General features: G+C 71.1%; 21 protein-coding genes. 13 read left to right on the forward strand and 8 right to left on the reverse strand.

Annotation, left to right across the window (positions count from 1 at the left end; translation table 11 throughout):
* Positions 1 to 80 precede the first annotated feature (80 nt).
* On the forward strand, positions 81 to 1436 hold the full coding sequence (locus ACZ4SA_RS14075; protein ID WP_468273662.1) for an aminotransferase class III-fold pyridoxal phosphate-dependent enzyme: 1356 nt from the start codon (positions 81 to 83) through the stop codon (positions 1434 to 1436).
* Positions 1437 to 1667: 231 nt separating this feature from the next.
* Here the strand turns inward: ACZ4SA_RS14075 and ACZ4SA_RS14080 are convergent, their stop codons facing one another.
* Entirely contained in the window at positions 1668 to 2132 is a 465-nt protein-coding gene (locus tag ACZ4SA_RS14080; RefSeq protein ID WP_468273899.1) for a hypothetical protein, read from the reverse strand.
* A gap of 138 nt (positions 2133 to 2270) precedes the next feature.
* Between ACZ4SA_RS14080 and ACZ4SA_RS14085 the strand changes: the two genes are divergently transcribed.
* The 4 genes from ACZ4SA_RS14085 (at position 2271) to ACZ4SA_RS14100 (ending at position 7274) form a co-directional block, all read left to right on the forward strand.
* Positions 2271 to 3002 carry a GntR family transcriptional regulator gene (locus tag ACZ4SA_RS14085; protein ID WP_468273664.1) on the forward strand — a complete coding sequence of 244 codons (732 nt, stop codon included), beginning with the start codon at positions 2271 to 2273 and terminating at the stop codon, positions 3000 to 3002.
* Positions 2999 to 5410 carry a dolichyl-phosphate beta-glucosyltransferase gene (locus tag ACZ4SA_RS14090; protein ID WP_468273666.1) on the forward strand — a complete coding sequence of 804 codons (2412 nt, stop codon included), beginning with the start codon at positions 2999 to 3001 and terminating at the stop codon, positions 5408 to 5410. The genes ACZ4SA_RS14085 and ACZ4SA_RS14090 overlap by 4 nt, the downstream gene beginning before the upstream one ends.
* Before the next feature lie 183 nt (positions 5411 to 5593).
* Positions 5594 to 6244, forward strand: a complete 651-nt coding sequence (locus ACZ4SA_RS14095; RefSeq protein ID WP_468273668.1) for a hypothetical protein — start codon at positions 5594 to 5596, stop codon at positions 6242 to 6244.
* Between the two features lie 85 nt (positions 6245 to 6329).
* Complete coding sequence (locus ACZ4SA_RS14100) at positions 6330 to 7274, forward strand: class I SAM-dependent methyltransferase (protein ID WP_468273670.1); 945 nt, start codon at positions 6330 to 6332, stop codon at positions 7272 to 7274.
* Between the two features lie 36 nt (positions 7275 to 7310).
* Here ACZ4SA_RS14100 and ACZ4SA_RS14105 read toward each other — a convergent pair whose 3' ends face one another.
* A complete protein-coding gene (locus tag ACZ4SA_RS14105; RefSeq protein ID WP_468273902.1) occupies positions 7311 to 8036 on the reverse strand; it encodes an SLATT domain-containing protein in 726 nt (241 codons plus the stop codon).
* Between the two features lie 395 nt (positions 8037 to 8431).
* On the opposite strand from ACZ4SA_RS14105, the gene ACZ4SA_RS14110 reads away from it, so the two are divergent.
* The 4 genes from ACZ4SA_RS14110 to ACZ4SA_RS14125 all read left to right on the forward strand — a co-directional run bounded on the left by ACZ4SA_RS14110 (position 8432) and on the right by ACZ4SA_RS14125 (position 11151).
* Positions 8432 to 8767, forward strand: coding sequence for a YbaB/EbfC family nucleoid-associated protein (locus ACZ4SA_RS14110; protein ID WP_468273904.1), 336 nt, complete (start codon positions 8432 to 8434; stop codon positions 8765 to 8767).
* 80 nt (positions 8768 to 8847) lie between these two features.
* Positions 8848 to 9447 carry a recombination mediator RecR gene (gene recR, locus ACZ4SA_RS14115; protein WP_264245817.1) on the forward strand — a complete coding sequence of 200 codons (600 nt, stop codon included), beginning with the start codon at positions 8848 to 8850 and terminating at the stop codon, positions 9445 to 9447.
* Positions 9440 to 10099: a DUF5063 domain-containing protein gene (locus tag ACZ4SA_RS14120; protein ID WP_468273671.1), complete on the forward strand. Its 660-nt coding sequence runs from the start codon at positions 9440 to 9442 to the stop codon at positions 10097 to 10099. The genes recR and ACZ4SA_RS14120 overlap by 8 nt, the downstream gene beginning before the upstream one ends.
* A 290-nt stretch (positions 10100 to 10389) precedes the next feature.
* On the forward strand, positions 10390 to 11151 hold the full coding sequence (locus ACZ4SA_RS14125) for a hypothetical protein (RefSeq protein ID WP_468273672.1): 762 nt from the start codon (positions 10390 to 10392) through the stop codon (positions 11149 to 11151).
* A gap of 26 nt (positions 11152 to 11177) precedes the next feature.
* Here ACZ4SA_RS14125 and ACZ4SA_RS14130 read toward each other — a convergent pair whose 3' ends face one another.
* The 3 genes from ACZ4SA_RS14130 to ACZ4SA_RS14140 all read right to left on the reverse strand — a co-directional run bounded on the left by ACZ4SA_RS14130 (position 11178) and on the right by ACZ4SA_RS14140 (position 12251).
* Complete coding sequence (locus ACZ4SA_RS14130; protein WP_468273674.1) at positions 11178 to 11318, reverse strand: hypothetical protein; 141 nt, start codon at positions 11316 to 11318, stop codon at positions 11178 to 11180.
* A gap of 54 nt (positions 11319 to 11372) precedes the next feature.
* A complete protein-coding gene (locus ACZ4SA_RS14135; protein WP_468273677.1) occupies positions 11373 to 11699 on the reverse strand; it encodes a response regulator transcription factor in 327 nt (108 codons plus the stop codon).
* Positions 11700 to 12056: 357 nt separating this feature from the next.
* Positions 12057 to 12251, reverse strand: coding sequence for a tetratricopeptide repeat protein (locus ACZ4SA_RS14140; protein ID WP_468273680.1), 195 nt, complete (start codon positions 12249 to 12251; stop codon positions 12057 to 12059).
* A 488-nt stretch (positions 12252 to 12739) separates the two neighbouring features.
* Here ACZ4SA_RS14140 and ACZ4SA_RS14145 point away from each other — a divergent pair, with 488 nt between their 5' ends.
* The 4 genes from ACZ4SA_RS14145 (at position 12740) to ACZ4SA_RS14160 (ending at position 17339) form a co-directional block, all read left to right on the forward strand.
* Positions 12740 to 14011, forward strand: coding sequence for an aspartate kinase (locus tag ACZ4SA_RS14145; RefSeq protein ID WP_468273682.1), 1272 nt, complete (start codon positions 12740 to 12742; stop codon positions 14009 to 14011).
* Positions 14008 to 15099 carry an aspartate-semialdehyde dehydrogenase gene (locus ACZ4SA_RS14150; RefSeq protein ID WP_468273685.1) on the forward strand — a complete coding sequence of 364 codons (1092 nt, stop codon included), beginning with the start codon at positions 14008 to 14010 and terminating at the stop codon, positions 15097 to 15099. Before ACZ4SA_RS14145 ends, ACZ4SA_RS14150 begins: the two co-directional genes overlap by 4 nt.
* 303 nt (positions 15100 to 15402) lie before the next feature.
* A complete protein-coding gene (locus ACZ4SA_RS14155; protein WP_468273687.1) occupies positions 15403 to 16065 on the forward strand; it encodes a SigE family RNA polymerase sigma factor in 663 nt (220 codons plus the stop codon).
* Positions 16066 to 16154: 89 nt separating this feature from the next.
* Positions 16155 to 17339: a hypothetical protein gene (locus ACZ4SA_RS14160; protein ID WP_468273689.1), complete on the forward strand. Its 1185-nt coding sequence runs from the start codon at positions 16155 to 16157 to the stop codon at positions 17337 to 17339.
* A gap of 325 nt (positions 17340 to 17664) precedes the next feature.
* Here the strand turns inward: ACZ4SA_RS14160 and ACZ4SA_RS14165 are convergent, their stop codons facing one another.
* The 3 genes from ACZ4SA_RS14165 to ACZ4SA_RS14175 all read right to left on the reverse strand — a co-directional run bounded on the left by ACZ4SA_RS14165 (position 17665) and on the right by ACZ4SA_RS14175 (position 21671).
* Complete coding sequence (locus tag ACZ4SA_RS14165) at positions 17665 to 18420, reverse strand: SURF1 family protein (protein ID WP_468273691.1); 756 nt, start codon at positions 18418 to 18420, stop codon at positions 17665 to 17667.
* A gap of 184 nt (positions 18421 to 18604) precedes the next feature.
* Complete coding sequence (locus ACZ4SA_RS14170) at positions 18605 to 20446, reverse strand: S9 family peptidase (protein WP_468273906.1); 1842 nt, start codon at positions 20444 to 20446, stop codon at positions 18605 to 18607.
* A 649-nt stretch (positions 20447 to 21095) separates the two neighbouring features.
* Positions 21096 to 21671, reverse strand: a complete 576-nt coding sequence (locus ACZ4SA_RS14175; protein WP_468273693.1) for a TerD family protein — start codon at positions 21669 to 21671, stop codon at positions 21096 to 21098.
* Positions 21672 to 21751: the final 80 nt, after the last annotated feature.

Genomic DNA, 21751 nt, shown 5'->3' on the forward strand with positions numbered 1-21751 from the left:
CGACACCCTGCCCAGATAAGCCGCCGAGTCCATACAAGGTGGCCATGTCGACCCCCGCCGGCGTTCCTTACGCTGGGCGCATGACCCCTCATGCCGATCCCCAGACCGGTGCCGCCGTCAAGGCGGCGGACCGCGCGCACGTGTTCCACTCCTGGTCCGCCCAGGGCCTGATCGACCCGCTCGCCGTCGCCGGCGCAGAGGGGTCCTATTTCTGGGACTACGACGGAAACCGCTACCTCGACTTCACCAGCGGCCTCGTCTACACCAACATCGGATACCAGCACCCGAGGGTCGTCTCCGCGATCCAGGAGCAGGCCGGGAAGCTGGCCACGTTCGCCCCCGCGTTCGCGATCGAGGCCCGCTCCGAGGCCGCCCGGCTGATCGCCGAGCGCACACCCGGTGACCTGGACAAGATCTTCTTCACCAACGGCGGTGCGGAAGCCGTCGAGAACGCCATCCGCATGGCCCGTCTGCACACCGGCCGTCCGAAGGTGCTCTCCGCCTACCGCTCGTACCACGGCGGCACCGCCACCGCGATCAACGTCACCGGCGACCCCCGCCGCTGGGCCAACGACAACGGCACCGCGGGCGTCGTCCACTTCTGGGGCCCGTTCCTGTACCGCTCCCCCTTCTACGCGTCCACGGAGCCGGAGGAGTGCGCGCGTGCCCTCCAGCACCTCGAGGACACCATCGCCTTCGAGGGCCCCCAGACGATCGCGGCGATCATCCTCGAGACCATCCCCGGCACGGCCGGCATCATGACGCCGCCGCCCGGCTATCTCGCGGGTGTCCGCGAGATCTGCGACCGGTACGGCATCGTCTTCGTCCTCGACGAGGTCATGGCCGGTTTCGGCCGCACGGGCAGGTGGTTCGCCGCCGAGCACTTCGACGTGGTGCCGGACCTGATGACCTTCGCGAAGGGCGTCAACTCCGGGTACGTGCCGCTCGGCGGCGTCGCGATCTCCGCCGAGATCGCCGCGACCTTCGACAAGCGGCCCTACCCGGGCGGCCTCACCTACTCGGGCCACCCGCTGGCATGCGCGGCGGCAGTCGCCACGATCCAGGTCATGGAGGAGGAGAAGGTCGTCGAACACGCGGCCCACATCGGCGAGACCGTCCTCGGCCCCGGCCTGCGCGAACTCGCGGAACGCCACCCGTCGGTGGGCGAGGTCCGCGGCCTCGGTGTCTTCTGGGCCCTCGAACTGGTCCGCGACCGCGAAACCCGCGAACCCCTGGTCCCGTACAACGCGGCGGGCGAGGCGGCGGCGCCGATGGCGGCGTTCGGGGCGGCCTGCAAGAAGAACGGCCTGTGGCCCTTCATCAACATGAACCGCACGCACGCGGTGCCGGCGTGCAATGTGACGGAGGCGGAGGCGAAGGAGGGGCTGGCCGCGCTGGACACGGCGCTGTCGGTGACGGATGAGCTGATCGCCTGACCCGGGGGCTCGCCCCGGACCCCGCCCGAACTCCCCCGACGGCCCGGCGGCCATGGGTGGGGGTACCTCCCACGGCCGCCAGGCCGAAGGGGGGTCCCCAGTGGGGCTGAGAGAGTCAGCCCGTCCGGCGTTCGAGGACACCGCGCGGAGCGCGGTACGGGTCCGGGGCCTGCCCCGGTTCCGGGACGGGGGTACCACCCACGCCGCCAGGCGTAGGGGAGGGCGGGGGAATCAGCCCCGCGCAGCGGGCGGGAGGCCCGGGCCGGAGGTGTCCCCGAACACCTGCGCCGGAGGCGGCCCCGCCGGCTCCACCTCCAGGAACCGTTGCTTCCGCGGCCCTCGGTACAGCAGCGCCTCCCAGCCCAGCCGCCCCAGCGCCGCCGCGCACGCCTTCAGCCGGCCCTCCCCCTCCTGGGCCGCGCCGCTGCCCGGCGGGCCGAGCCACTCCACGTACGCCGTGCCCGGACGGTCGCCGGGCCGCACGCGATAGCCCGTCGCCGTGCGCCTGCTGTCGTCGTCGACGGCCGAGGGCGGGAAGCCGGACGCCTCCAGGGCGAGGGCGACCGCGCGGACGGTGCGGGCCAGCTCCCACGGCGCGGGCGTGGCCGCCTCGTCGGTGTTGTTCGTCACGCGCCGGATCTGGAGCAGCCCTTCGAAGGCCGTCCTCACCTCCGCGGCCCGCCCCTTGGCCGCCATGCACGGCCCGTCACCCGTGGCCGGTTCGAACGCCACTGCGGCATCGCCTCCCCTCGCCGTCCAGACCGTACGCCGCGAACCGGTGCTTTCGCCCCTGGCCTATCGTGTCCGGAACCGAAGGCGAAGGAGAAGGCCACGATGCCCGGCTACGGCAGCGGTAGCGGTGGCGGGAACGGCAGCAGCGGCGCCGTGACCCGCAACACCCTGCGGCAGCAAATCGCCGACGCGCTGCGTGACGAGGTGCTCGCGGGCCGTATGCAGCCGGGTCAGGAGTTCACCGTCAAGGAGATCGCCGATCAGTACGGCGTCTCCGCGACGCCCGTGCGTGAGGCGCTCGTCGATCTCTCCGCCCAGGGCCTGCTCGACTCCGATCAGCACCGCGGTTTCAAGGTGCACCAGTTCTCCGTCGACGACTACCGGACCATGGTCGACACGCGGTCCCTGGTCGTGGACGCCGTCTTCGGCCGGAACGAGCAGCACAGGTACGCGCTGCTGGACCCGCAGGCGCTGGTGTCCGTACGGCGCCGGGCGGAAGAGGCCGCGCGGGCCGCGCGCACCGGGGACCTGGACATCCTCATCGGCTACGACCTGCGCTTCTGGCGCGAGCTCGGCGCGCTCGTCGCGAACCGCTACATCTGCGACTTCCTGCACCGGCTGCGGGTGCAGGCCTGGGTGTTCGCCGTACCGTTCCTGCGCGCCGACCCCGAGATATCGGACTGGCTGTGGGGCGGCCATCAGGACATCGTCGACGCGGTGACGAAGGGCGACGCGGACGGCGTGCGGGCCTCGATCCGCGCCTACGACGATCACGCCCTCGTCTGGGCGGACCGGCTCGAACGACGGGCGCAACGGGGGCGGCAACAGCGGTGAGCGTGGATCTGAGTGTCGTCGTCCCGGCGTACAACGAGGAGGCGCGGCTGCGCCCCACGCTGGACGCCATCTGCGCCCATCTGCAGGCGGATCCGGACCGCTGGGGCGACTGGGAGCTGATCGTCGTCGACGACGGCTCCACCGACGCCACCGCGAAGATCGCCGCGGAGGCGGCGTCCGAGGAGCCGCACATCCAGCTCGTGTCGAGCGAGGCGAACCGCGGGAAGGGCAGCGCCCTGCGCCTCGGCGTCCTCGCGTCGTACGGGCGGCGCGTGCTGGTGACGGACGCCGACCTGGCGACACCCATCGAGGAGCTGGAGCGGCTCGGCGAAGAGCTGGAGAGCACGGATGCCGCGGCCGCGATCGGTTCGCGCGCGCACCCCGACGCGCGGATCGAGGTGCATCAGCGGCGCATCCGCGAGTGGCTCGGCCGGATGGGCAACCGCGTGATACGCGCGGTGGCGGTCTCCGGCATCCGCGACACCCAGTGCGGTTTCAAGCTCTTCGACGGTGACAAGGCGCGCGCCGCGTTCGCCGACTCGAGGCTCGACGGGTGGGGGATCGACGTCGAGATCCTCCGCTTCTTCCGGCGCGCGGGCTGGCCCGTGACCGAGGTCCCGGTCCGCTGGTCGCACCGGGCAGGCTCCAAGGTCGGCCCCTCCGACTACGGCAAGGTGCTCCTGGAACTGCTGCGGCTGCGCGCCCGTGCCGTGCGCCGCGTGGACCTGGCCGTCGTCGGGCTGTTCCTGGTCGCGTCCGTACTGCTCTACAAGGGGCTGTGGGCCGACCTGGACCGGGCCTACCTCCGCGACGCGGGTCAGGACCAGAACCAGTGGGAGTGGTTCTTCGCCGTCACCGCCGACAACGTCGCCCACCTGCGCAACCCCCTCTTCACGACCCTCCAGAACAATCCCGACGGCGTGAACCTGATGGCGAACACGGTGATGCTCGGCCTGTCCGTGCCGCTCACACCGGTCACGCTCGCCTTCGGACCGACGGTCACCTGGGCGCTCGTCCTCACCCTGGGGCTCGCCGCGACCGCTTGCGCCTGGTACTGGCTGATCGCCCGGCGCCTGGTGCGAAGCCGCTGGGCGGCGGCGCTCGGCGGCGGGTTCGCCGCCTTCGCGCCGCCGATGATGTCGCACGGCAACGCCCACCCGAACTTCCTCGTCCTCTTCATGATCCCGGTGATCATCGACCGGGCGCTGCGCCTCTGCGAGGGCGGGAACGTCCGGCGGGACGGGGTGCTGCTCGGCCTCTTCGCGACGTACCAGATCTTCCTCGGCGAGGAGCCGCTGCTGCTCGCCGCCATGGGCATGCTGCTGTTCGCACTGTCCTACGCGCTCGCGGCGCGCGACGTGGCCAAGGCGGCGTGGCGGCCACTGCTGCGCGGTCTGGGCATCGCGGTACTGGTGTGCCTGCCGCTGGTGGCGTTCCCGCTGGGCTGGCAGTTCTTCGGGCCGCAGAGCTACAAGAGCGTGCTGCACGGCGACAACGCCGGCAACAGTCCGCTCGCCTTCCTGCAGCTTTCCGGCCGGGCGCTGATGGGCTCCGACGCCGGAGCCGACCCGCTCGCGATGAACCGTACCGAGCAGAACGCCTTCTTCGGCTGGCCGCTGATCGCGCTGGCCGTCGCGATCGTGATCCGGCTGTGGCGGCTCGCGCTCGTCAAGGCTCTGGCCTGCACGGCGGTCGCCGCGGCGTTCCTCTCCCTCGGGCCCAAGTTCCGTATCCCGTACACGGACATCGTGCTGACCGGGCCGTGGCGGGCGCTCGCCCACCAGCCGCTGTTCGAGTCGGTCATCGAGTCGCGGGTGGCGATGATCTGCGCGCCCGTCCTCGGTGTGCTCCTCGCGCTGACCGCCGACCGGCTGGCGGCTTGGCGGCCGCTGATGCGGGGCCTCGGTTTCGCGGCGCTCGCGGCGGCTCTGGTGCCGGTGCTGCCGACGCCCTATCCCGTGCGGGAACGGGCCGAGGTACCGGGCTTCATCACACAGGGCACCTACGCCGAGTACCTCGCGGAGGGCGAGTCCCTGGTCACCGTGCCGCTGCCGAACCCGGGCAGCGCCGAGGCACTGCACTGGCAGTCGGCGACGGGCCTCGGCTTCAAGGTCGCCGGCGGATACTTCAACGGGCCGTGGGGCCCCGACCGTATCGGCATCTACGGCGCGACCCCCCGCCACACCTCCAACCTGCTGAACGACGTCCGCGACACCGGCCGCGTACCGGTCATAGGCCCCAACTGGCGGGCACAGGCGCGGGAGGACCTCGACGCGTGGAACGCGGGCGTCGTGGTGCTGGCGCCGCAGTACAACGACGGACCGTTGTACGAGGCCGTGGAGAAACTCCTGGGCCGGCCGGGGGAGAGGGTGGCCGGGGTGTGGGTATGGGACGTGCGAGCGGAGTGACAAGGGGGTGCCGGACCGTGCGAAATCGTGTGGAACAGCACCCTTCGCGAGCCCGGTCCGCCGCACTACGCTGTCCCGACCATCGTCGCCTTCACGTTTCCTCCACCTCCCCGATCCTCTCCGAACTCCCCGAACTCCCCGAACTCCCCGAACCTCCTCGAGCTGCTGAGAGCGAGCACTCCCTTGGCCTGTGACCTGTGGCTGGTCCCCCTTGTCGACGTGCTGTGCCACAGCCCCGACAATCCCTTCGCCGAAGAGATCGCCTCCTACGACAAGGCGCTGACCGGCGCGGGCCTGCCGACGGTGCCCGTCTTCGCCTACATGCCGGGCCTGTCGGGCGATGTCGCGCCGGTAGCCGGTTTCGACTACGACGCGCTGCACTTCCTGCGGCGCGCCTATCTGCTGCAGCTGTGCGGGCTCGCGGTGACGCCGGTGGACGAACTGGGCGGCGACTACGAGCAGTTGCTGGAAATGTTCGAGACGACAGCACAGCAGTCGCATCTGGTGTGGCACTACGACCACGCCGGCGCTTACGTCCCCGTCGACTTCGCGACCCCGCTGTTCAACGACGAACTCCTGGAGGGTGGGGGCCCCTTGGGGTCCACACAGGGCCTGCTGCGCGAGCTGGAGTACGTGGCCCCCTCCATCGGTATCGACCCGGCGAACCCTCCGGCCGCGCCGGAGCCGCCGGCACGCCCCACGGCCCTGGAGGAACCCGCGGGCCCGATCCCTTACGACGAGAGCCCGTTCGCGCGTGAACGGCATGTCTGGCTGGGGCTGCACGCGGCGGCGACACGGAGCCTGGGCCAGGGCTCGATGATCATCTTCAGCTGACGCGGGTGCATCATGTCCTGGGACGTTAAGACGCCGGACAGGTGCCCGACGGCTGTCGGACACCTCGTTCCGGTAGGACCGGGGCATGTCGCAGACAAGTACCCCCGTAGCGGGGGCGGCCGCGGACGAACTTCCCAGGCCGGAGCGGTTCGCTGACGTCAAGGGCTGGTTCTGGCCGGTCGATCAAATGATCTTCGACTGGTTTCTGGCCCGCCAGGCGGATACGGACCGGCGGGGGGATCTGCTGGAGCTCGGGGCCTATATGGGCAAGAGCGCGATCTTCCTGGGTGGTTACCTCGCGGAGGGGGAGAAGTTCACGGTCTGCGACCTGTTCGACTCCGAGGCTCCCGACGACCCCAACAGCGCAGAGATGGACCGCTCCTACGCGACCCTGACGCGCCGGGCCTTCGAGGCGAACTACCTCTCCTTCCACGACGAACTGCCCACCGTGGTGCAGGCCCCGACCTCCGTGATCAACTCGAAGGTCGCCCCCGGCACCTGCCGCTTCGTCCACGTCGACGCCTCGCATCTCTACGAGCACGTCCACGGCGACATCGAGGCGGCGCGCCAACTCCTCGTCCCCGACGGCATCGTCGCCTTCGACGACTTCCGGGCCGAGCACTGCCCGGGCGTCTCCGCGGCGGTGTGGGGCGCGGTCGCGACGACCGGCCTCAAGCCGATCGTGATCACGGGCAGCAAGCTGTACGGGACATGGGGCGATCCGGCGCCGTTCACCGAGTCCCTGCAGAAGTGGCTGGAGACCCGCACGGACGTCTGGCACGGCGTGGAGGAGGTGGCGGGCCTGCCGCTCATCCGCATCAAGGGCCCCAAGGCCCGGCCCCCGGCCGGGCCGGTCTCCCGCCACGAGCCGCTTGCGGAACCGGAGCCGGAGTCGCTTCCTGCGCCGGAGTCGCAGGCCGCGGCGCCCGTGGCTCCTCCCGTACGCCGCTCCCTGGCCCGCCGTCTGGCACGGGACCTGCTGCCGCCGATCCTCACCCGCGCCCTGACATCCGGCTCCCGCCGCCGCTGACGCCCGGCCGCCCACGCCTCCCGGAGCCGCCGTGCGTCAGCGCGGCGGCTCCGGGGGGCGCTGGCGAGGCATGTTGGGGCGGGTGTTCGGGGGCAGTGGGAACCGGCCCTGGATGACGCCGTGGGACGGAGGGAGCTCCGCCGTCGTGCGCGCGGCCGAGGACGGCAGGCGCAGGGGTGCCGGGCCGGGGCGGAAGTCGGTCATCCAGTCCGACGTCTCCGAGCGGACCAGGTCCGAGATGTCCTCGGAGAAACGTCGCAGCACGCCCAGACAGCGTTCCGCGGCCTCGCTCGCCGTACCCTCCGCCGGGCCGAGCACCTCGCGCACGCTCTCCGACGCCCAGTCGTACCGAAGTGCCTGGAGGCGGCGCTGGACCGCCTGCGCGGTGGCCACGTTCCGCATCCAGCCGGCCGTCAGGCCGAAGTAGCGGTCGCAGGCCAGACAGGCCGCGGCCGCGAGGAGTGAGAGATAACCCCAGGGGGCCGTCTGGCCCACCGCGCCCGTGAGGTCCAGCAGGGGCAGGGCCGCTCCCGCGACGACGCCCAGAGCCGTGCCGAGGCGGAGCAGACGAGCCGCCCGGCGCTTACGGACCCGGTCCGAGAGGTACCAGTCCGCCGTGCGCAGTGCGTCCGCCTCCACCCAGCGGTAGAGCTCGTCGAGCCGTGCCGCCGGCTCGCCCCAGTCCCCGAGGGGGAACGACCGCCCCGTCAGGTCACCCAGCGGCGCCTCGCCGCCCTCCTCCCGGGCCCCCCCGGGCTGCATCTCCGGCTGACTCACCGGTGCACTCCTCTGCGCTCTGCTGACGACAAGGACTGACGCCCAGGACTGACTATCAGGACTGACTATCAGGTCCGAAAAGGTGCTGAAAAGGTGCTGACGTTACACCGCGTGACGTACGTGGCGGGCGTGCGTTCTGATACGGCGCAGGCCCTTCATACCGCCGAATGGTGGGCTGCGGGTTGAAGATCCCGGTATTTCCGCCCACACGGGCTCGCTGGTCGGGTAGTGGAGCCCCGGAAGGGCCCCCGGCGCTCACTCGAAAGAGTTGGTCGATGCGGGGTGGGGCATGCCGCCCGGCGAGCACGTAGGCTCGGGCGTACCGAAACGTACAGCACATTGAGTCCCGTATTCAGTCGTCGAAGCAGCCAGGAGTGACCGTGATCCCCGGTGGTGGCCAGCCCGATATGCAGCAGCTCCTCCAGCAGGCCCAGAAGATGCAGCAGGACCTCGCGCAGGCTCAGGAGGAGCTCGCGCAGACCGAGGTCGAGGGTCAGGCCGGCGGCGGGCTCGTGAAGGCCACCGTCACCGGCTCCGGCGAGCTGCGCAACCTCGTCATCGACCCGAAGGCCGTGGACCCGGAGGACACCGAGACCCTCGCGGACCTCGTCGTCGCCGCAGTCCAGGCCGCGAACGAGAACGCGCATCAGCTCCAGCAGGACAAGCTCGGCCCGCTGGCGCAGGGGCTCGGCGGTATGCCAGGCATGCCTTTCTGACCCGTTCCCGCTGTTGGTCTTCTGACGGCCACAGGCACCAACTACCGTAAGCAGCAAGCACTCCAAGGAGAGGCGTTCCGTTGTACGAAGGCGTGGTTCAGGACCTCATCGACGAACTGGGCAGGCTGCCCGGCGTCGGTCCCAAGAGCGCGCAGCGGATCGCCTTCCACATCCTCCAGGCCGAACCCACCGACGTCCGCCGCCTCGCGCACGCCCTGCTCGAGGTCAAGGACAAGGTCCGTTTCTGCGCGGTGTGCGGCAACGTCGCCCAGCAGGAGCAGTGCAACATCTGCCGCGACCCGCGCCGGGACCCGACGGTCGTCTGTGTCGTCGAGGAGCCCAAGGACGTCGTCGCGATCGAGCGGACGCGGGAGTTCCGCGGCCGTTACCACGTCCTGGGCGGGGCCATCAGCCCCATCGAGGGCGTCGGCCCCGACGACCTGCGTATCCGTGAGCTGTTGGCGCGGCTCGCGGACGGCACGGTCACGGAGCTGATCCTGGCCACGGACCCCAATCTGGAGGGCGAGGCCACGGCCACGTACCTCGCACGAATGATCAAGCCGATGGGTTTGAAGGTCACGCGGCTGGCCAGTGGACTCCCTGTAGGGGGAGACTTGGAATACGCCGACGAGGTCACGCTCGGGCGTGCCTTCGAGGGGAGACGATTGCTCGATGTCTGACGCCATGCTGCACGCCGTAGGACAGGACCCCGACAGCTTCGCGGTCCAGATCGCCGACTCGATCGAATCCTTCATCGTCGCGACCACCGAGGTCGCGAAGGGCGACGAGCCCGACAGCGCGATCCCGTTCCTGCTGCTGGAGGTGTCCCAGCTGCTGCTCACCGGTGGCCGTCTGGGCGCGCACGAGGACATCATCCCGGAAGAGCGGTACGAGCCCGACACAGGCCCGGATGTCGACGTGGACGAGCTGCGGATGCGTTTCGCGACCATGCTCGAGCCGATCGACGTCTTCTCCGAGGTCTTCGACCCGTACGAGCCCCGCAAGGCCCCGGTGCCGTCGCGGATCTCCGACAGCCTCGCCGACATCATCACCGACCTCCGCCACGGCCTCGCCCACTACCGCGCGGGCCGGACGAGCGAGGCGCTGTGGTGGTGGCAGTTCTCGTACTTCACCAACTGGGGCCCCACCGCCTCCGCGACGCTCAGGGCGCTGCAGTCCCTGGTCGCCCACGTCCGCCTGGACCAGCCGCTCGCCGAGCTGGACGGCCTCGACACCGACGAGGACCTGACCGAGGAGGTGCTGGCCGAAGAGGCGGGCAAGGTCATGGTCCAGGAGATCGCCAGGCCGCTGGGGCTGCGGCGGGCCCGCTAGGGCGTGTTTCGAAAGTCCCGCCTGGCCCACGACGTCTGGCACGCGCACTCGCTGCGTTGTCGGAGTCATCCAGGTACGTCCAGTACGAGGATGATCCTCCGCCTTGCGATTGCACGCACCAGACGCCGCGGGCCCCGCCCTGCGGGCGGACGACGCTACTTTCGAAACACGCCCTAGCCCCGACCTGCGCGTGAGGCTGTGGCGGAACTGGTACTTCCGCGTGTCCTGACCGCTTCCACCACGCTGCTATTTTCGGCCACCGACCGAGAAGCAGCGGGGGAGTGGCCTCAGTGGCGCAGGGGTGGACGGGCATACGCGCCCGGGCAGCGGGCATGGCGGCCCTCACGGCTGCCGCGCTGCTGATCAGCGGGTGCGGCACGGAGGACGACGGCGGCAAGGCCCGGGCCGAGGAGACGACGGTCGCCTCTGCCTCCGCGTCCGTATCGGCGTCTTCGTCGGCGACGACCGCACCGGCTTCCCCGACCGCGTCACCTTCCCCCTCCTCGTCGCCTTCGGCCTTGCCGTCAGCGTCGAAGCCCGCCCCCAGGACGACCACCGCGCCGCCCGCCGTCACCCGGCCGCCGAAGCCGACCGTCGTGTCGATGTCCGCGGCCGCGGCCGGTGGTCCGCTGAACCTCACGCGTGGCGGGGCGCCCCGCGAGTTCACGGTCACGGTCAGCAACGGCAACAGCCGCGCCTACGGCGCCCTGCGCGTCGTCTTCCAGATGGAGATGATGTTCGGCGAGGGCACCACTCCTGCGCAGAACGGCTTCACGCTGGAACGCCGCGACTCGGCCTCCGGCGCATGGAAGACGGTCGAACTCCGCGTCGCCAACGACGTCCAGCCGCACTTCCTCTTCAGCGGCGGCGCCCCGCTCGCCAAGGACGCCGCGCGGACCGAGCGCTACCGCATCCGCGCCGGCAAGTCCGGTCCGACCGGCTCCATTCCTCTGATGATCAGCCTCATCGACACGACGGCGCCCGAGAACGCGGCGTACGAGCGCGGTGTCCCCGAGGCCACGTCCCTGATGGTCGCAGCGCGTCGCGGCTGACGTCGCCCAGTACGCGCAGCGGAACGTCACTTGGTGCCGACGCCTACGTTCATCCGGCTGTTGAGCACGGCGACGCCGTCTGCTCCCGCGCGTTCGCGGAGCATGCCCGCCGCATCGCGTACGCGTACCAATGCGGCGCGGCGGCCGGGATGGTCCGTACGTACCACGGGCGGACCGGACGGGAGACCCTGCCGCACAGCGACCAGGGCTCGTGGACGGCGTCAGAGCATCCCGTGCCGGTAGGCGTACGCGGTGGCCGCGGCGCGGGAGGACACACCGAGCTTGGCGAAGACGTTCTGCAGGTGGCGGCGGACCGTGTGCTCGCTGATGAACAGTTCCGTCGCGATCTCGCGGTTGGTCCGCCCGGCCGCCACCAGCTCCAGGATCTGGACCTCGCGCCCGGTGAGCCCACCCGCCGCCGTCGAGGGCGCTCCGCCGACTTGTGGCCCTCTCCGCCGCCTCCAGGAGGGCCAGGTCGGGTGCCGCGCCCAGGTCGCGGAAGACCCGGCGTGCTCCCTCCAGGTCCAGCGCGGCGGTGTCGTGGTCACCGAGCCGGTGGCAGGCGATCCCCATCAGGGCACGGGTGCGGGCGTCCTCGTACGGGACCTGGAGCTCCAGCCAGAGCCGCCGGGCCCGGCCCAGTTCCGCGCAGGCAGCGCGGGCGTCGCCCTCCGCGAGGAGCACGGCCCCTGTCGCACGGGCAGAGACCGCGTGCAGCAGGGGCGCTCCGAGGTCGGCGGCGATCGCCGCCGGCTCGTCCGCGGCGGTGCGGGCGGCGGCGGTGTCACCAGCGGGGGCAGTGTCGGCGGCGGCTGTGTCCTCGGCAGGCGCAGTGTCGTCGACGGGGGGCGAGCGGTACGGGCCGAGCATGACCTCCACGTACGCGGCCAGCACCTTCGACCGGGTCAGCCGGTCCTGGACGTCCCGCACGATCCGGCCCAGGGCCCCCTCGCGTCCGCGGGCCGCCCCTGGGCCAGGCGCAGCAGCGCCAGTCCCGGCTGCGGCGCGCGCCCCTGCTCGGCGGCCTGCCGGCAGGCCTGTTCGGCGTCGTCGAACTCGCCGCGCAGCCGGTGCAGTTCGGCCTGCTGGTAGTACGCCATGCCGATCGCCGGCTGCCCGGGTGGCGTCGCGAGCCGCTCGCGCGCACGCCGTGCATCTGAAGAATCTCCGAACGGTGCACCAGGCACTGGCCGCGGTAGGGCACCAGATCCGGCTGCGACGCGCACCAGCGGCTCAGCGCCTCCGCCCCCTCCTGTGCCCGGTGCAGGTCGAAGACCTGCTGGCAGGAGATGATCGCGGCGCAGTAGACGATCCCGGCAACCACCCGGTCCGGTCGGGTTCTCGTGTCCCAGGCAGGTTTCCGGGCCGGTCATGCCCGGTTCGTGTGAGCCGGCCCACATACTGCGTACCCCGGCGGCCCTTGGGCAGTAGCCAACCCGAACGGCCGCGGGCGCCCCTCCGGGGCTTCCGGATGATCACACTGTGAGCGGGACATCTCACCATGTGACATAACAAGGGCGAACCGCGGCCGCTCGATAGACTGAGCCGACCGCAGTAATGACTGCACAAGACCGAGCGAGGAGCGCACGTGGGCCTTGTCGTGCAGAAGTACGGAGGCTCCTCCGTTGCCGATGCCGAAGGCATCAAGCGGGTCGCCAAGCGAATCGTCGATGCCAAGAAGAACGGCCACCAGGTGGTCGTCGTGGTGTCGGCGATGGGTGACACGACGGACGAGCTGATCGATCTCGCTGAGCAGGTATCCCCGATCCCTGCCGGACGCGAATTCGACATGCTGCTGACCGCAGGAGAGCGAATCTCCATGGCCCTGCTGGCGATGGCGATCAAAAACCTGGGCCACGAGGCCCAGTCGTTCACCGGCAGCCAGGCAGGCGTCATCACCGACTCGGTCCACAACAAGGCGCGCATCATCGATGTGACGCCGGGCCGGATCCGTACGGCGCTCGACGAGGGCAACATCGCCATCGTCGCCGGATTCCAGGGCGTGTCCCAGGACAAGAAGGACATCACCACGCTCGGCCGGGGCGGGTCGGACACGACCGCCGTCGCCCTTGCCGCCGCGCTGGACGCCGAGGTCTGCGAGATCTACACCGACGTCGACGGGGTCTTCACCGCCGACCCGCGGGTCGTGAAGAAGGCGAAGAAGATCGACTGGATCTCCTTCGAGGACATGCTGGAGCTCGCGGCCTCCGGCTCCAAGGTGCTGCTGCACCGCTGTGTCGAGTACGCACGCCGCTACAACATCCCGATCCACGTCCGCTCGTCCTTCTCCGGACTGCGTGGAACCTGGGTCAGCAACGAACCGCAAGGGGATCAGAAGGTGGAGCACGCCATCATCTCCGGAGTCGCCCACGACGTCTCCGAGGCGAAGATCACGGTCGTCGGGGTGCCGGACAAGCCGGGCGAGGCCGCGGCCATCTTCCGTACGATCGCGGACGCCGAGATCAACATCGACATGGTCGTCCAGAACGTCTCCGCGGCCGCCACCGCGTTGACGGACATCTCCTTCACCCTCCCCAAGACGGACGGCCGCAAGGCCATGGACGCCCTGGAGAAGGCGAAGAGCGCCATCGGCTTCGAATCGCTGCGCTACGACGACCAGATCGGCAAGATCTCGCTGGTCGGCGCGGGGATGAAGACCAACCCGGGCGTCACCGCCTCGTTCTTCGAGGCGCTGTCCGACGCAGGCGTGAACATCGAGCTGATCTCGACCTCCGAGATCCGCATCTCGGTCGTCACCCGCGCCGACGACGTCAACGAGGCCGTGCGCGCCGTGCACAGCGCCTTCGGTCTCGACTCCGACTCCGACGAGGCGGTCGTCTACGGAGGCACCGGGCGATGACCCGTAAACCGACGCTCGCGGTCGTCGGAGCGACCGGAGCCGTCGGTGCGGTGATGCTCCAGATCCTGTCGCAGCACGCGGACGTCTGGGGCGAGATACGCCTTGCCGCCTCCCCGCGCTCGGCCGGCCGCAAGCTGGCCGTGCGCGGGGAGGAGTGCGAGGTCATGCCAGTCGGCGAGGACGTCCTCGACGGCGTCGACGTGGCCCTGTTCCTGGCGCCCGGCGAGGTGTCCGAGCGCTGGGCGCCCGTCGCCGTGGCCAGGGGTGCAGTCGTCGTCGACGCCTCACCGGCCTTCCGGATGGACCCCGACGTTCCGCTGGTCGTTCCCGAGGTCAATCCCCATGCCGTGCGGGTACGCCCGCGCGGCATCATCGCGAGCCCGCACGACACCACGCTCGCCATGATTCCCGCCGTCGGCGCCCTGCACGCCGAGTTCGGACTGCGGGAACTGGTCGTCTCCTCCTACCAGGCCGTCAGCGGCGCCGGACGCGAAGCCGTGGCCGCGCTGCGGGCCCAGATGTCGCTCGTCGCCGGTACGGAGCTGGGGGCCGGGCCCGGAGACGTACGGCGTGCCGTGGGGGACGATCTCGGACCGCTCCCGGCGCCGCTGGCACTCAACGTGGTGCCCTGGGCGGGGTCGCTCGCCGACGACGGCTGGTCCACGGAGGAACTGGGGCTACGAGCCGAGACGCGCAAGATCCTCGACCTGCCCGGGCTGAAGGTCGCCGCGACCTGTGTGCGTGTGCCGGTGCTCACGACACACTCCCTGTCGGTGCACGCGTGCTTCGAGAACAAGGTCACCGTCGAGCGGGCGCACGAAATCCTCGCGACCTCCCCCGGTGTCGTGCTGTACGACAACCCGGAGGTCGGCGACTTCCCCACTCCGGCGGACGTGGTGGGGACCGACCCGACCTGGGTGGGGCGGGTGCGACGGTCGCCGGACGACGACTGCGGCCTCGAACTGTTCGTGTGCGGGGACAATCTCCGCAAAGGCGCGGCACTGAACTCCGCGCAGATCGCCGAGGCCGTCGCCGCCGAGTTCGGCTCACGGCCGGGCGGTGACAGGGCCCGGGAACCGGTCGCCTAATCTCATGCCGGCGGACGTTAATACGCGGCAACTCGACGCAGGCCCTTTATAGGATCTGTGAACGTCCTGTGAGCAAAACGATGGTCTGTACCACTTGAGCCGGGGCGCCGACCTGTTCGACTGTTCGCTTCCCCCTTGCTGCAACCGGCAGTTGGGCGGGAGGCGTCTTTGCGGTCACCTCACGACGGTGTCGTAAAAACTGGGGCATTGGGAAAGAGCGGTGCGCATGCGGGCATTTGGTTCGCCGTCAAAAGCGGTGGCGTACCCGTACAACCCTGGCGGGGGGCAGCGTGTCCAACAGGCGTGGCAGAGGTTCTCGACATCGCAAGGGTGGTCCCGGTCCGCGGCGCTTCGGTGCGCACGCTCCGCAGACCCCGCCCGGCCGGCGGCATGCCGGTGATTGCACCCATGCCTGCTTCGCGGACCACTCGCGTCCCCTCCCCGCGGCAGGGCGCTGACGACGCCATGGCCACGGGTACCACCGTCGACCACCTCACCGAGACCTACCGCGCCCACTACCGATCGCTGCTCGGCCTCGCCGCGCTGCTCCTCGACGACACCGCCTCCTGCGAGGACGTCGTCCAGGAGGCGTTCATCCGTGTGCACTCCGCGCGCAACCGTGTGCGGGACCCGGAGAAGACGCTCGCCTACCTGCGGCAGACCGTGGTCAACCTCTCCCGCTCCGCGCTGCGTCGGCGCATCCTCGGGCTCAAGCTGCTCTCCAAGCCGATGCCGGACATGGCGAGCGCCGAGGAAGGTGCCTACGACCAACTGGAGCGGGACGCGCTCATCAAGGCCATGCGCGGACTGCAGCGCCGCCAGCGCGAGGTGCTGGTGCTGCGATACTTCGCCGACATGACCGAGGCGCAGGTGGCCGAGACGCTGGGCGTGTCGCTGGGCTCGGTGAAGGCGTACGGCTCACGGGGCATCGCGGCGCTGCGCGTCGCCATGGAGGCCACGAAATGAGCGGGCGCGGGCACGGGCGCGGGCGTGACAACAGCTTTGAGCACTACGGGCCGGACGGGCCGTCTGACGACCGGACTGGGAACAAGATTGTGAACAACGGGCCGAACAACGGGCCGAGGCGTCTTCCGGCCGATACCGGGCCCGCTGCCGGGCCCGGGGCGGGATCCGATGCGGGAGAGGACAACAAAACGGGCGGCGGGAGCGACCGCAGGCCCGACCTCGGGATTGCCGTCGGAATCGGCAGCGGGACCGGCAGTGGGATCGGCGACGGGACTGGCCTCGGAGGGGACGAGGACGCGCTGCGGCGGCTGCTGCACGGAGTCGTCGACGACATCCAGCCCTCCCCGGGGGCGCTGGAGCATCTGCACAGAGCGGTTCCCGCGCGAAGGGCCCGTAAGAGGCAGGCGCTGGTCGGCATGGCCGCCGCGGCGCTGCTGATCGGCACCGCCGTCCCCGCCTTCGTCCATGTGGCGAACTCGACGGGCAGCGAAAAGCCCAACCCGATCAACGCCGGGCACGGCGAGCAGGCGCAGGGGGGCACCGGCAACGACCTCGGCGTCACGGGCGGGGACCACGGCACCAAGGGGCCCACGCAGGGTGCGGGTGAGGCACCCGCACCCGGTCGGAGCACCGGGCCGAACCAGCCGACGGACCAGCCCACCGGTGTCGGGGACGGCGCGTCCGGTGCGGTCCAGTCACCCGCGGCCGGCCAGGTACAGGCCTGCACGGCCGATCAGCTGACCGTCTCCACCGAACTCGGCGCACCGGACGCCGAGGGCAAGGTGTACGGCACCTTCCGCGTCACCAACATCTCCGGCACCGACTGCTCCGCCAGCGGCTCCACCATCGGCTTCCAGGCGTTGGGTGCCGCCGACGCAGCCCGGATCGGCGTGGCCCGGCACGCCGCGGGCGACGCGGCGGGCGGGCTGCCCGACCCGACGGCGGCCGAGACGGACGCGGCGATCGCGATGGCGGGCAAGGCGTACGAGACGAAGTTCGCCTGGGTTCCGTCCGATACCTGTCCGACCGAAGGCGACGCCTCTCCCGATCCCTCGCCGTCCGTCGGTGACGCCAGTGGCGGCGGCGGGCAGGGCGGCACCGGCACGTCCGAGGGAAGCGCGGCCGAGCCCCAGCTCGTCACGGAGGGCGGGTTGAAGGACGGCAGCGTCGCGGTCACGTACTCGGCGCTGGGCGGCTCGGTGACCGGCCAGACGACGGTGTCGAACGCCTGCGCCGGCACGATCTACTACACGGGCGTCCTCCCGGGCCAGTAACGCGCGGGGCCCACGGGCCCGCGCCGTATCGGGCGCGGGTCAGCGTCGGTCCCGGCCGTGTCCGGGTGCGGGCCGGCGTCGGTGACGCGGTGGGCTCACGGCCCGCCCCGTGTCGGGCGCGAAGCGGCCAGCGGCGGGTGGGCTCACTGCCCGGCTGTACCGGGTCGCGCGTCTGCGTTCGTCCCAGCCGTGTCCGGGCGTGGATCCGGTCGGTGACGCGAGTGGGCTCACGGCCCGCCCGTGTCGGGCGCGAGGCGGCGTCCGTTCCCGCCGCCCGGGTGCGGGGCCGTGCGAGCCCGGCGTCACGGCCGTCCGCAGCCCGTCCTCAGGCGGCCTCGGCGTCCAGGCCCAGGGCCCGGTCGGCCTCCGCCTCCGCCTCGCGGCGGACCAGGCGGAACCACATGAAGAGCACGAAGCCGGCGAAGACGAACCACTCGCCCGTGTAGCCGAGGTTCTGGAACGCCTTCAGGTCCAGGCCGCTGTTCTGGGGCGCTGCGGCGGGGACGGCGGTCAGGCCGTCGTCCGCCTTCAACAGCGTGACCCACGCGTCGTACACGTCGTCCGGTACGAGATTCACCAGCGACGCCGCGCTGATCATGCCGAGCCGGCCGCTCGGCAGGCCGCCCGCCGTGTGCACCCCGTCGGTGCCGCTGGACTCGGAAGCCTGCAGCGCGCCCGTCACCGTGACCTCGCCGGCCGGCGCGGCCGGGGCCTGACCGCCCTGGGGCAGCCAGCCCCGGACCACGGGAAGCGCGCGCCCGCCGTCCGTCTTGAGCAGGGTCAGGACGTACGAGCCCCGCTTGCCGTCGAGCTCACGCTCCGGGACCAGGAACTGCTCCCCGTACCGGCCCGTGGCCGTCGCCGTCCTGCCGGACGTCTCCTTGTCGACGGGGAGCAGCTCGTCGAGCGGCACCGCCTTCTGCTCCTGCGGTTCCGGCTTCTGCTCCGCCGCGCGATGAGAGTCGACGCGGTCCTCGAACCTGCCCAGCTGCCAGGAGCCCATGAAGATGCAGAACGGGATCGCCAGCAGAACGAAGACGTTGATCCCCCACCAGCGGGGCGTCAGCAGGAATCGGTACACCCCTCCACGGTACGGAACGCGCCGGCCGCTCCGGGTGCCGGGGCCGCTGTGACGGCAGCCTTACGGCGGGACCCTGGCGATGGCCCCGCCGCCGCCGGGGCAGCGCCACTCCTGCCTTCGCGACTGGGCCACGCCTGCCGTGCGGCTGTGCCACCGCCGCCCTCGCGACTGTTCCCGTGGTGTGTCAGCTCTGCTGCATGACTGCCCCCAGATGACGGTCCGCGAAGTCGATCTCCAGCCGCACCTGCTTGATGCGCTCTTCCACCACGAGGGAGCCATGTCCCGCGTCGTACCGGTACACCTCGTGTACCGCGCCGCGCGCCACCAGCCGGTCCACGTAGTTGTCGATCTGGCGGATCGGGCAGCGCGGGTCGTTGACGCCCGCCGAGATGTACACCGGGGCGCGGACCGCGTCGACGTACGTCAGCGGGGACGAGGCCTCGAAGCGCTCAGGAACTTCCTCCGGGGTGCCGCCGAGCAGCGTGCGGTCCATCGCCTTCAGCGCCTCCATCTCGTCGTGATACGCCGTCACATAGTCCGCGACCGGGACCGCGGCCAGGCCCAGCGCCCACGCCCCCGGCTGGGTGCCGAGGCCCAGCAGCGTCAGATAGCCACCCCAGGAGCCGCCCGCCAGGACCAACTTCGCCGGGTCGGCGAGACCCGAAGCGACCGCCCACCCGCGGACCGCCGCGATGTCCTCCAGCTCGATCAGACCGACCCGGTGCTTGAGCGCGTCCGTCCACTCGCGGCCGTAACCGGTCGAGCCGCGGTAGTTGACCCGGACCACCGCATAACCGTGATCGACCCAGGCCGCGGGACCCGCCATGAAGGAGTCGCTGTCGTGCCACGTCGGACCACCGTGGATCTCGAAGACGGTCGGCAGCGGGCCCGTCGCCCCGGCAGGCTTCTGCACGAGGGCGTGGACACGGCCGCCGGGGCCTTCCACCCAGACGTCCTCCACCGGCACTGAAGCCGGCGCTTTCATGCCCGGAGGGTCGAGAACGACGCCGCCGGCGGTCGACCGAACCCGGGGCGGCTGCGCCGCGGACGACCACAGATACTCCACGGCCCCGTCGGGGCGGGCAGTCGCGCCCGAGACAGAACCGGCGGGCGTGTCGATCTGGACGAGCGCACGCGACGACAGGCTGTAGTGCCACAGCTCGCCGCGCGCCTCGAAGCTGTGGGCGATCAGCAGCGCCGAGCCGTCCGGATACCACTCGGCGTTCACGTCGCCGGGCAGTTCGATGCCCAGGTCGGTCTGCTCCCCGGAGGCGACGTCCCAGATCATCGGCTCCCAGCGGCCGCGCCGCTGGTGCCCGACGAGGAGCCTGGTGTCGCCGTGGACCGGGGCGAACCCGAGGGCCTCGAGCCCGAGCTCCACAGTGCCGCCCTCGGTGTCGTCGAGCTCGGCCACCGGGCTCCCGTCCAGGCGTGTCACACGCAGCGCGGAGTGCATCGCGTCCCCGTGCTCCGTGTGCTCGATCGCGAGCAGTGACCCGTCGTGCGAGAGGCTGCCCACGCCGGCCGACTGCCGGTGCCGGTAGATCTCCGCGGGCGCTGCGCCCGCCCGTACGACGTGGATCGTCGTGCCCTCCTCGTCGGTGGAGCGGCCGATCACCGCAGTGGCGCCGTCACGACCAAGGGCGACACCCGCCGGATACGACGGCTCGAGGCCCGGCGCGGCGGGCACGTCGTCGCCACCGCCGAACGGCTGCCGCATCCAGACGCCGAACTCGTCCCCGTCGGTGTCCGAGAACCACCAGATGGCCTGGCCGTCGGGCGTGACTATCCCGTCCGTCGTGCCGTTCGGCCGGTCGGTCACCTGGCGCTGGTCGCCCGTGGCACGGTCCCAGGCGTACAGCTCGTACGTCCCCGTCGCGTTCGAAACGAACAGGGAGCGGTCCGGTGCGTCCTCCGCCCAGTCGGGCAGAGAGACACGCGGCGCCCGGAAGCGCTTCTCCCAGTCGGGCATGTGGGGAGTGCCGGGCATGTCGGGCAGGTTGTGTGCGTCGCTCATGCCCTCCATCAAAGCGGATTCCGCCGGCACCCTCCGCAGCCTGTGGATAACTTCTCCACAGGCGGGCGCCAGGGCATCGTGCGGCACCTGCGCCAGGCTCTGCAGGCCCGTCACCGCACCGGTCGCTCGGCGCGGTCGAAGTCCGTCGCCTCGTTGGCCGCCCATCCACGCACGCTCGCCGGCCGCGTCCCCAGCCGCTTCTAGGACCGGGGGACGCCGCGTGGCGGCCCGGCGGGCGCACCAGCGCTCTGCAGGAGCGATCTCCATGCAGGTGTGGGGCAGCACGAGGCACACGTCGGCGGCCCCGGTTTGGCCGACATCGGTTGCACACATGCGGAGGTGGAGCGAGCGCCGGAGGGGGCTTCGCATGGGATGCGGGCGGGCCCAGCGGCCGGCCGAACGCAAGGGACATGCGCGCGGCGGGAGTCTGTCGACGACGGGGACGGCCGGGACGACTGGGACGGCCGGGCGACGGGAGCGCGACGGGAGCGCGACGGGCCGAGCGGGCAGCAGGGCGAGCCGTCGCGCGCAGCGTGCGGCGTGCTGCGGATCAGGCCGGCGTGTGGCGCGCTGCGGATCAACGCGGCGAAGGCCGGCGAAGGCCGACGCACCGATGTGCCGAGGCTCTCCCGGGCCCCGGCACATCGGACCGGCGTTGTCAGATGTTGACTCCGAAGTCCTGCGCGATGCCGCGCAGACCCGAGGCGTAACCCTGGCCCACGGCACGGAACTTCCACTCCGCGCCATTGCGGTACAGCTCGCCGAAGACCATCGCGGTCTCGGTCGAGGCGTCCTCGCTCAGGTCGTAACGAGCCAGCTCGTTGCTGTCGGCCTGGTTGACAACGCGGATGAAGGCGTTGCGCACCTGGCCGAAGGACTGGCTGCGGCTCTCGCCCTCGTGGATCGACACCGGGAAGACGATCTTGTCGACCTCGGCGGCCACGCCGGCCAGGTTGACCTTGATCTGCTCGTCGTCGCCCTCGCCCTCACCGGTGAGGTTGTCACCGGTGTGCTCGACGGAGGCGTCGGGGCTCTTGAGGTTGTTGAAGAACACGAAGTGCTGGTCGCTCAGAACCTTCCCGTTCGCGTCCACCAGCAGGGCGCTGGCGTCCAGGTCGAAGTCGGTCCCGGTGGTGCTGCGGACGTCCCAGCCGAGGCCCACGACGACCGCGGCCAGGCCCGGGGCCTCCTTGCTGAGCGAGACATTGCCGCCCTTGGAAAGGCTGACTCCCATGGAAATCCCCTGCGCAATCCGGCGCGGGCCGCGCCTCTTGACGGTTTCTTTGCCCAACCGGACAACGAGCGACCTGTCGC

The sequence above is a fragment of the Streptomyces sp. NPDC027962 genome (assembly GCF_055566095.1).

Coding starts and splice junctions, on each gene's coding strand:
- ACZ4SA_RS14075 (WP_468273662.1), top strand. CDS start 81: ATGACCCCTCATGCCGATCCCCAGACCGGTGCCGCCGTCAAGGCGGCG.
- ACZ4SA_RS14080 (WP_468273899.1), bottom strand. CDS start 2,132: ATGGCGGCCAAGGGGCGGGCCGCGGAGGTGAGGACGGCCTTCGAAGGG.
- ACZ4SA_RS14085 (WP_468273664.1), top strand. CDS start 2,271: ATGCCCGGCTACGGCAGCGGTAGCGGTGGCGGGAACGGCAGCAGCGGC.
- ACZ4SA_RS14100 (WP_468273670.1), top strand. CDS start 6,330: ATGTCGCAGACAAGTACCCCCGTAGCGGGGGCGGCCGCGGACGAACTT.
- ACZ4SA_RS14105 (WP_468273902.1), bottom strand. CDS start 8,036: ATGCAGCCCGGGGGGGCCCGGGAGGAGGGCGGCGAGGCGCCGCTGGGT.
- ACZ4SA_RS14120 (WP_468273671.1), top strand. CDS start 9,440: ATGTCTGACGCCATGCTGCACGCCGTAGGACAGGACCCCGACAGCTTC.
- ACZ4SA_RS14140 (WP_468273680.1), bottom strand. CDS start 12,251: ATGGCGTACTACCAGCAGGCCGAACTGCACCGGCTGCGCGGCGAGTTC.
- ACZ4SA_RS14150 (WP_468273685.1), top strand. CDS start 14,008: ATGACCCGTAAACCGACGCTCGCGGTCGTCGGAGCGACCGGAGCCGTC.
- ACZ4SA_RS14170 (WP_468273906.1), bottom strand. CDS start 20,446: ATGGAGGGCATGAGCGACGCACACAACCTGCCCGACATGCCCGGCACT.
- ACZ4SA_RS14175 (WP_468273693.1), bottom strand. CDS start 21,671: ATGGGAGTCAGCCTTTCCAAGGGCGGCAATGTCTCGCTCAGCAAGGAG.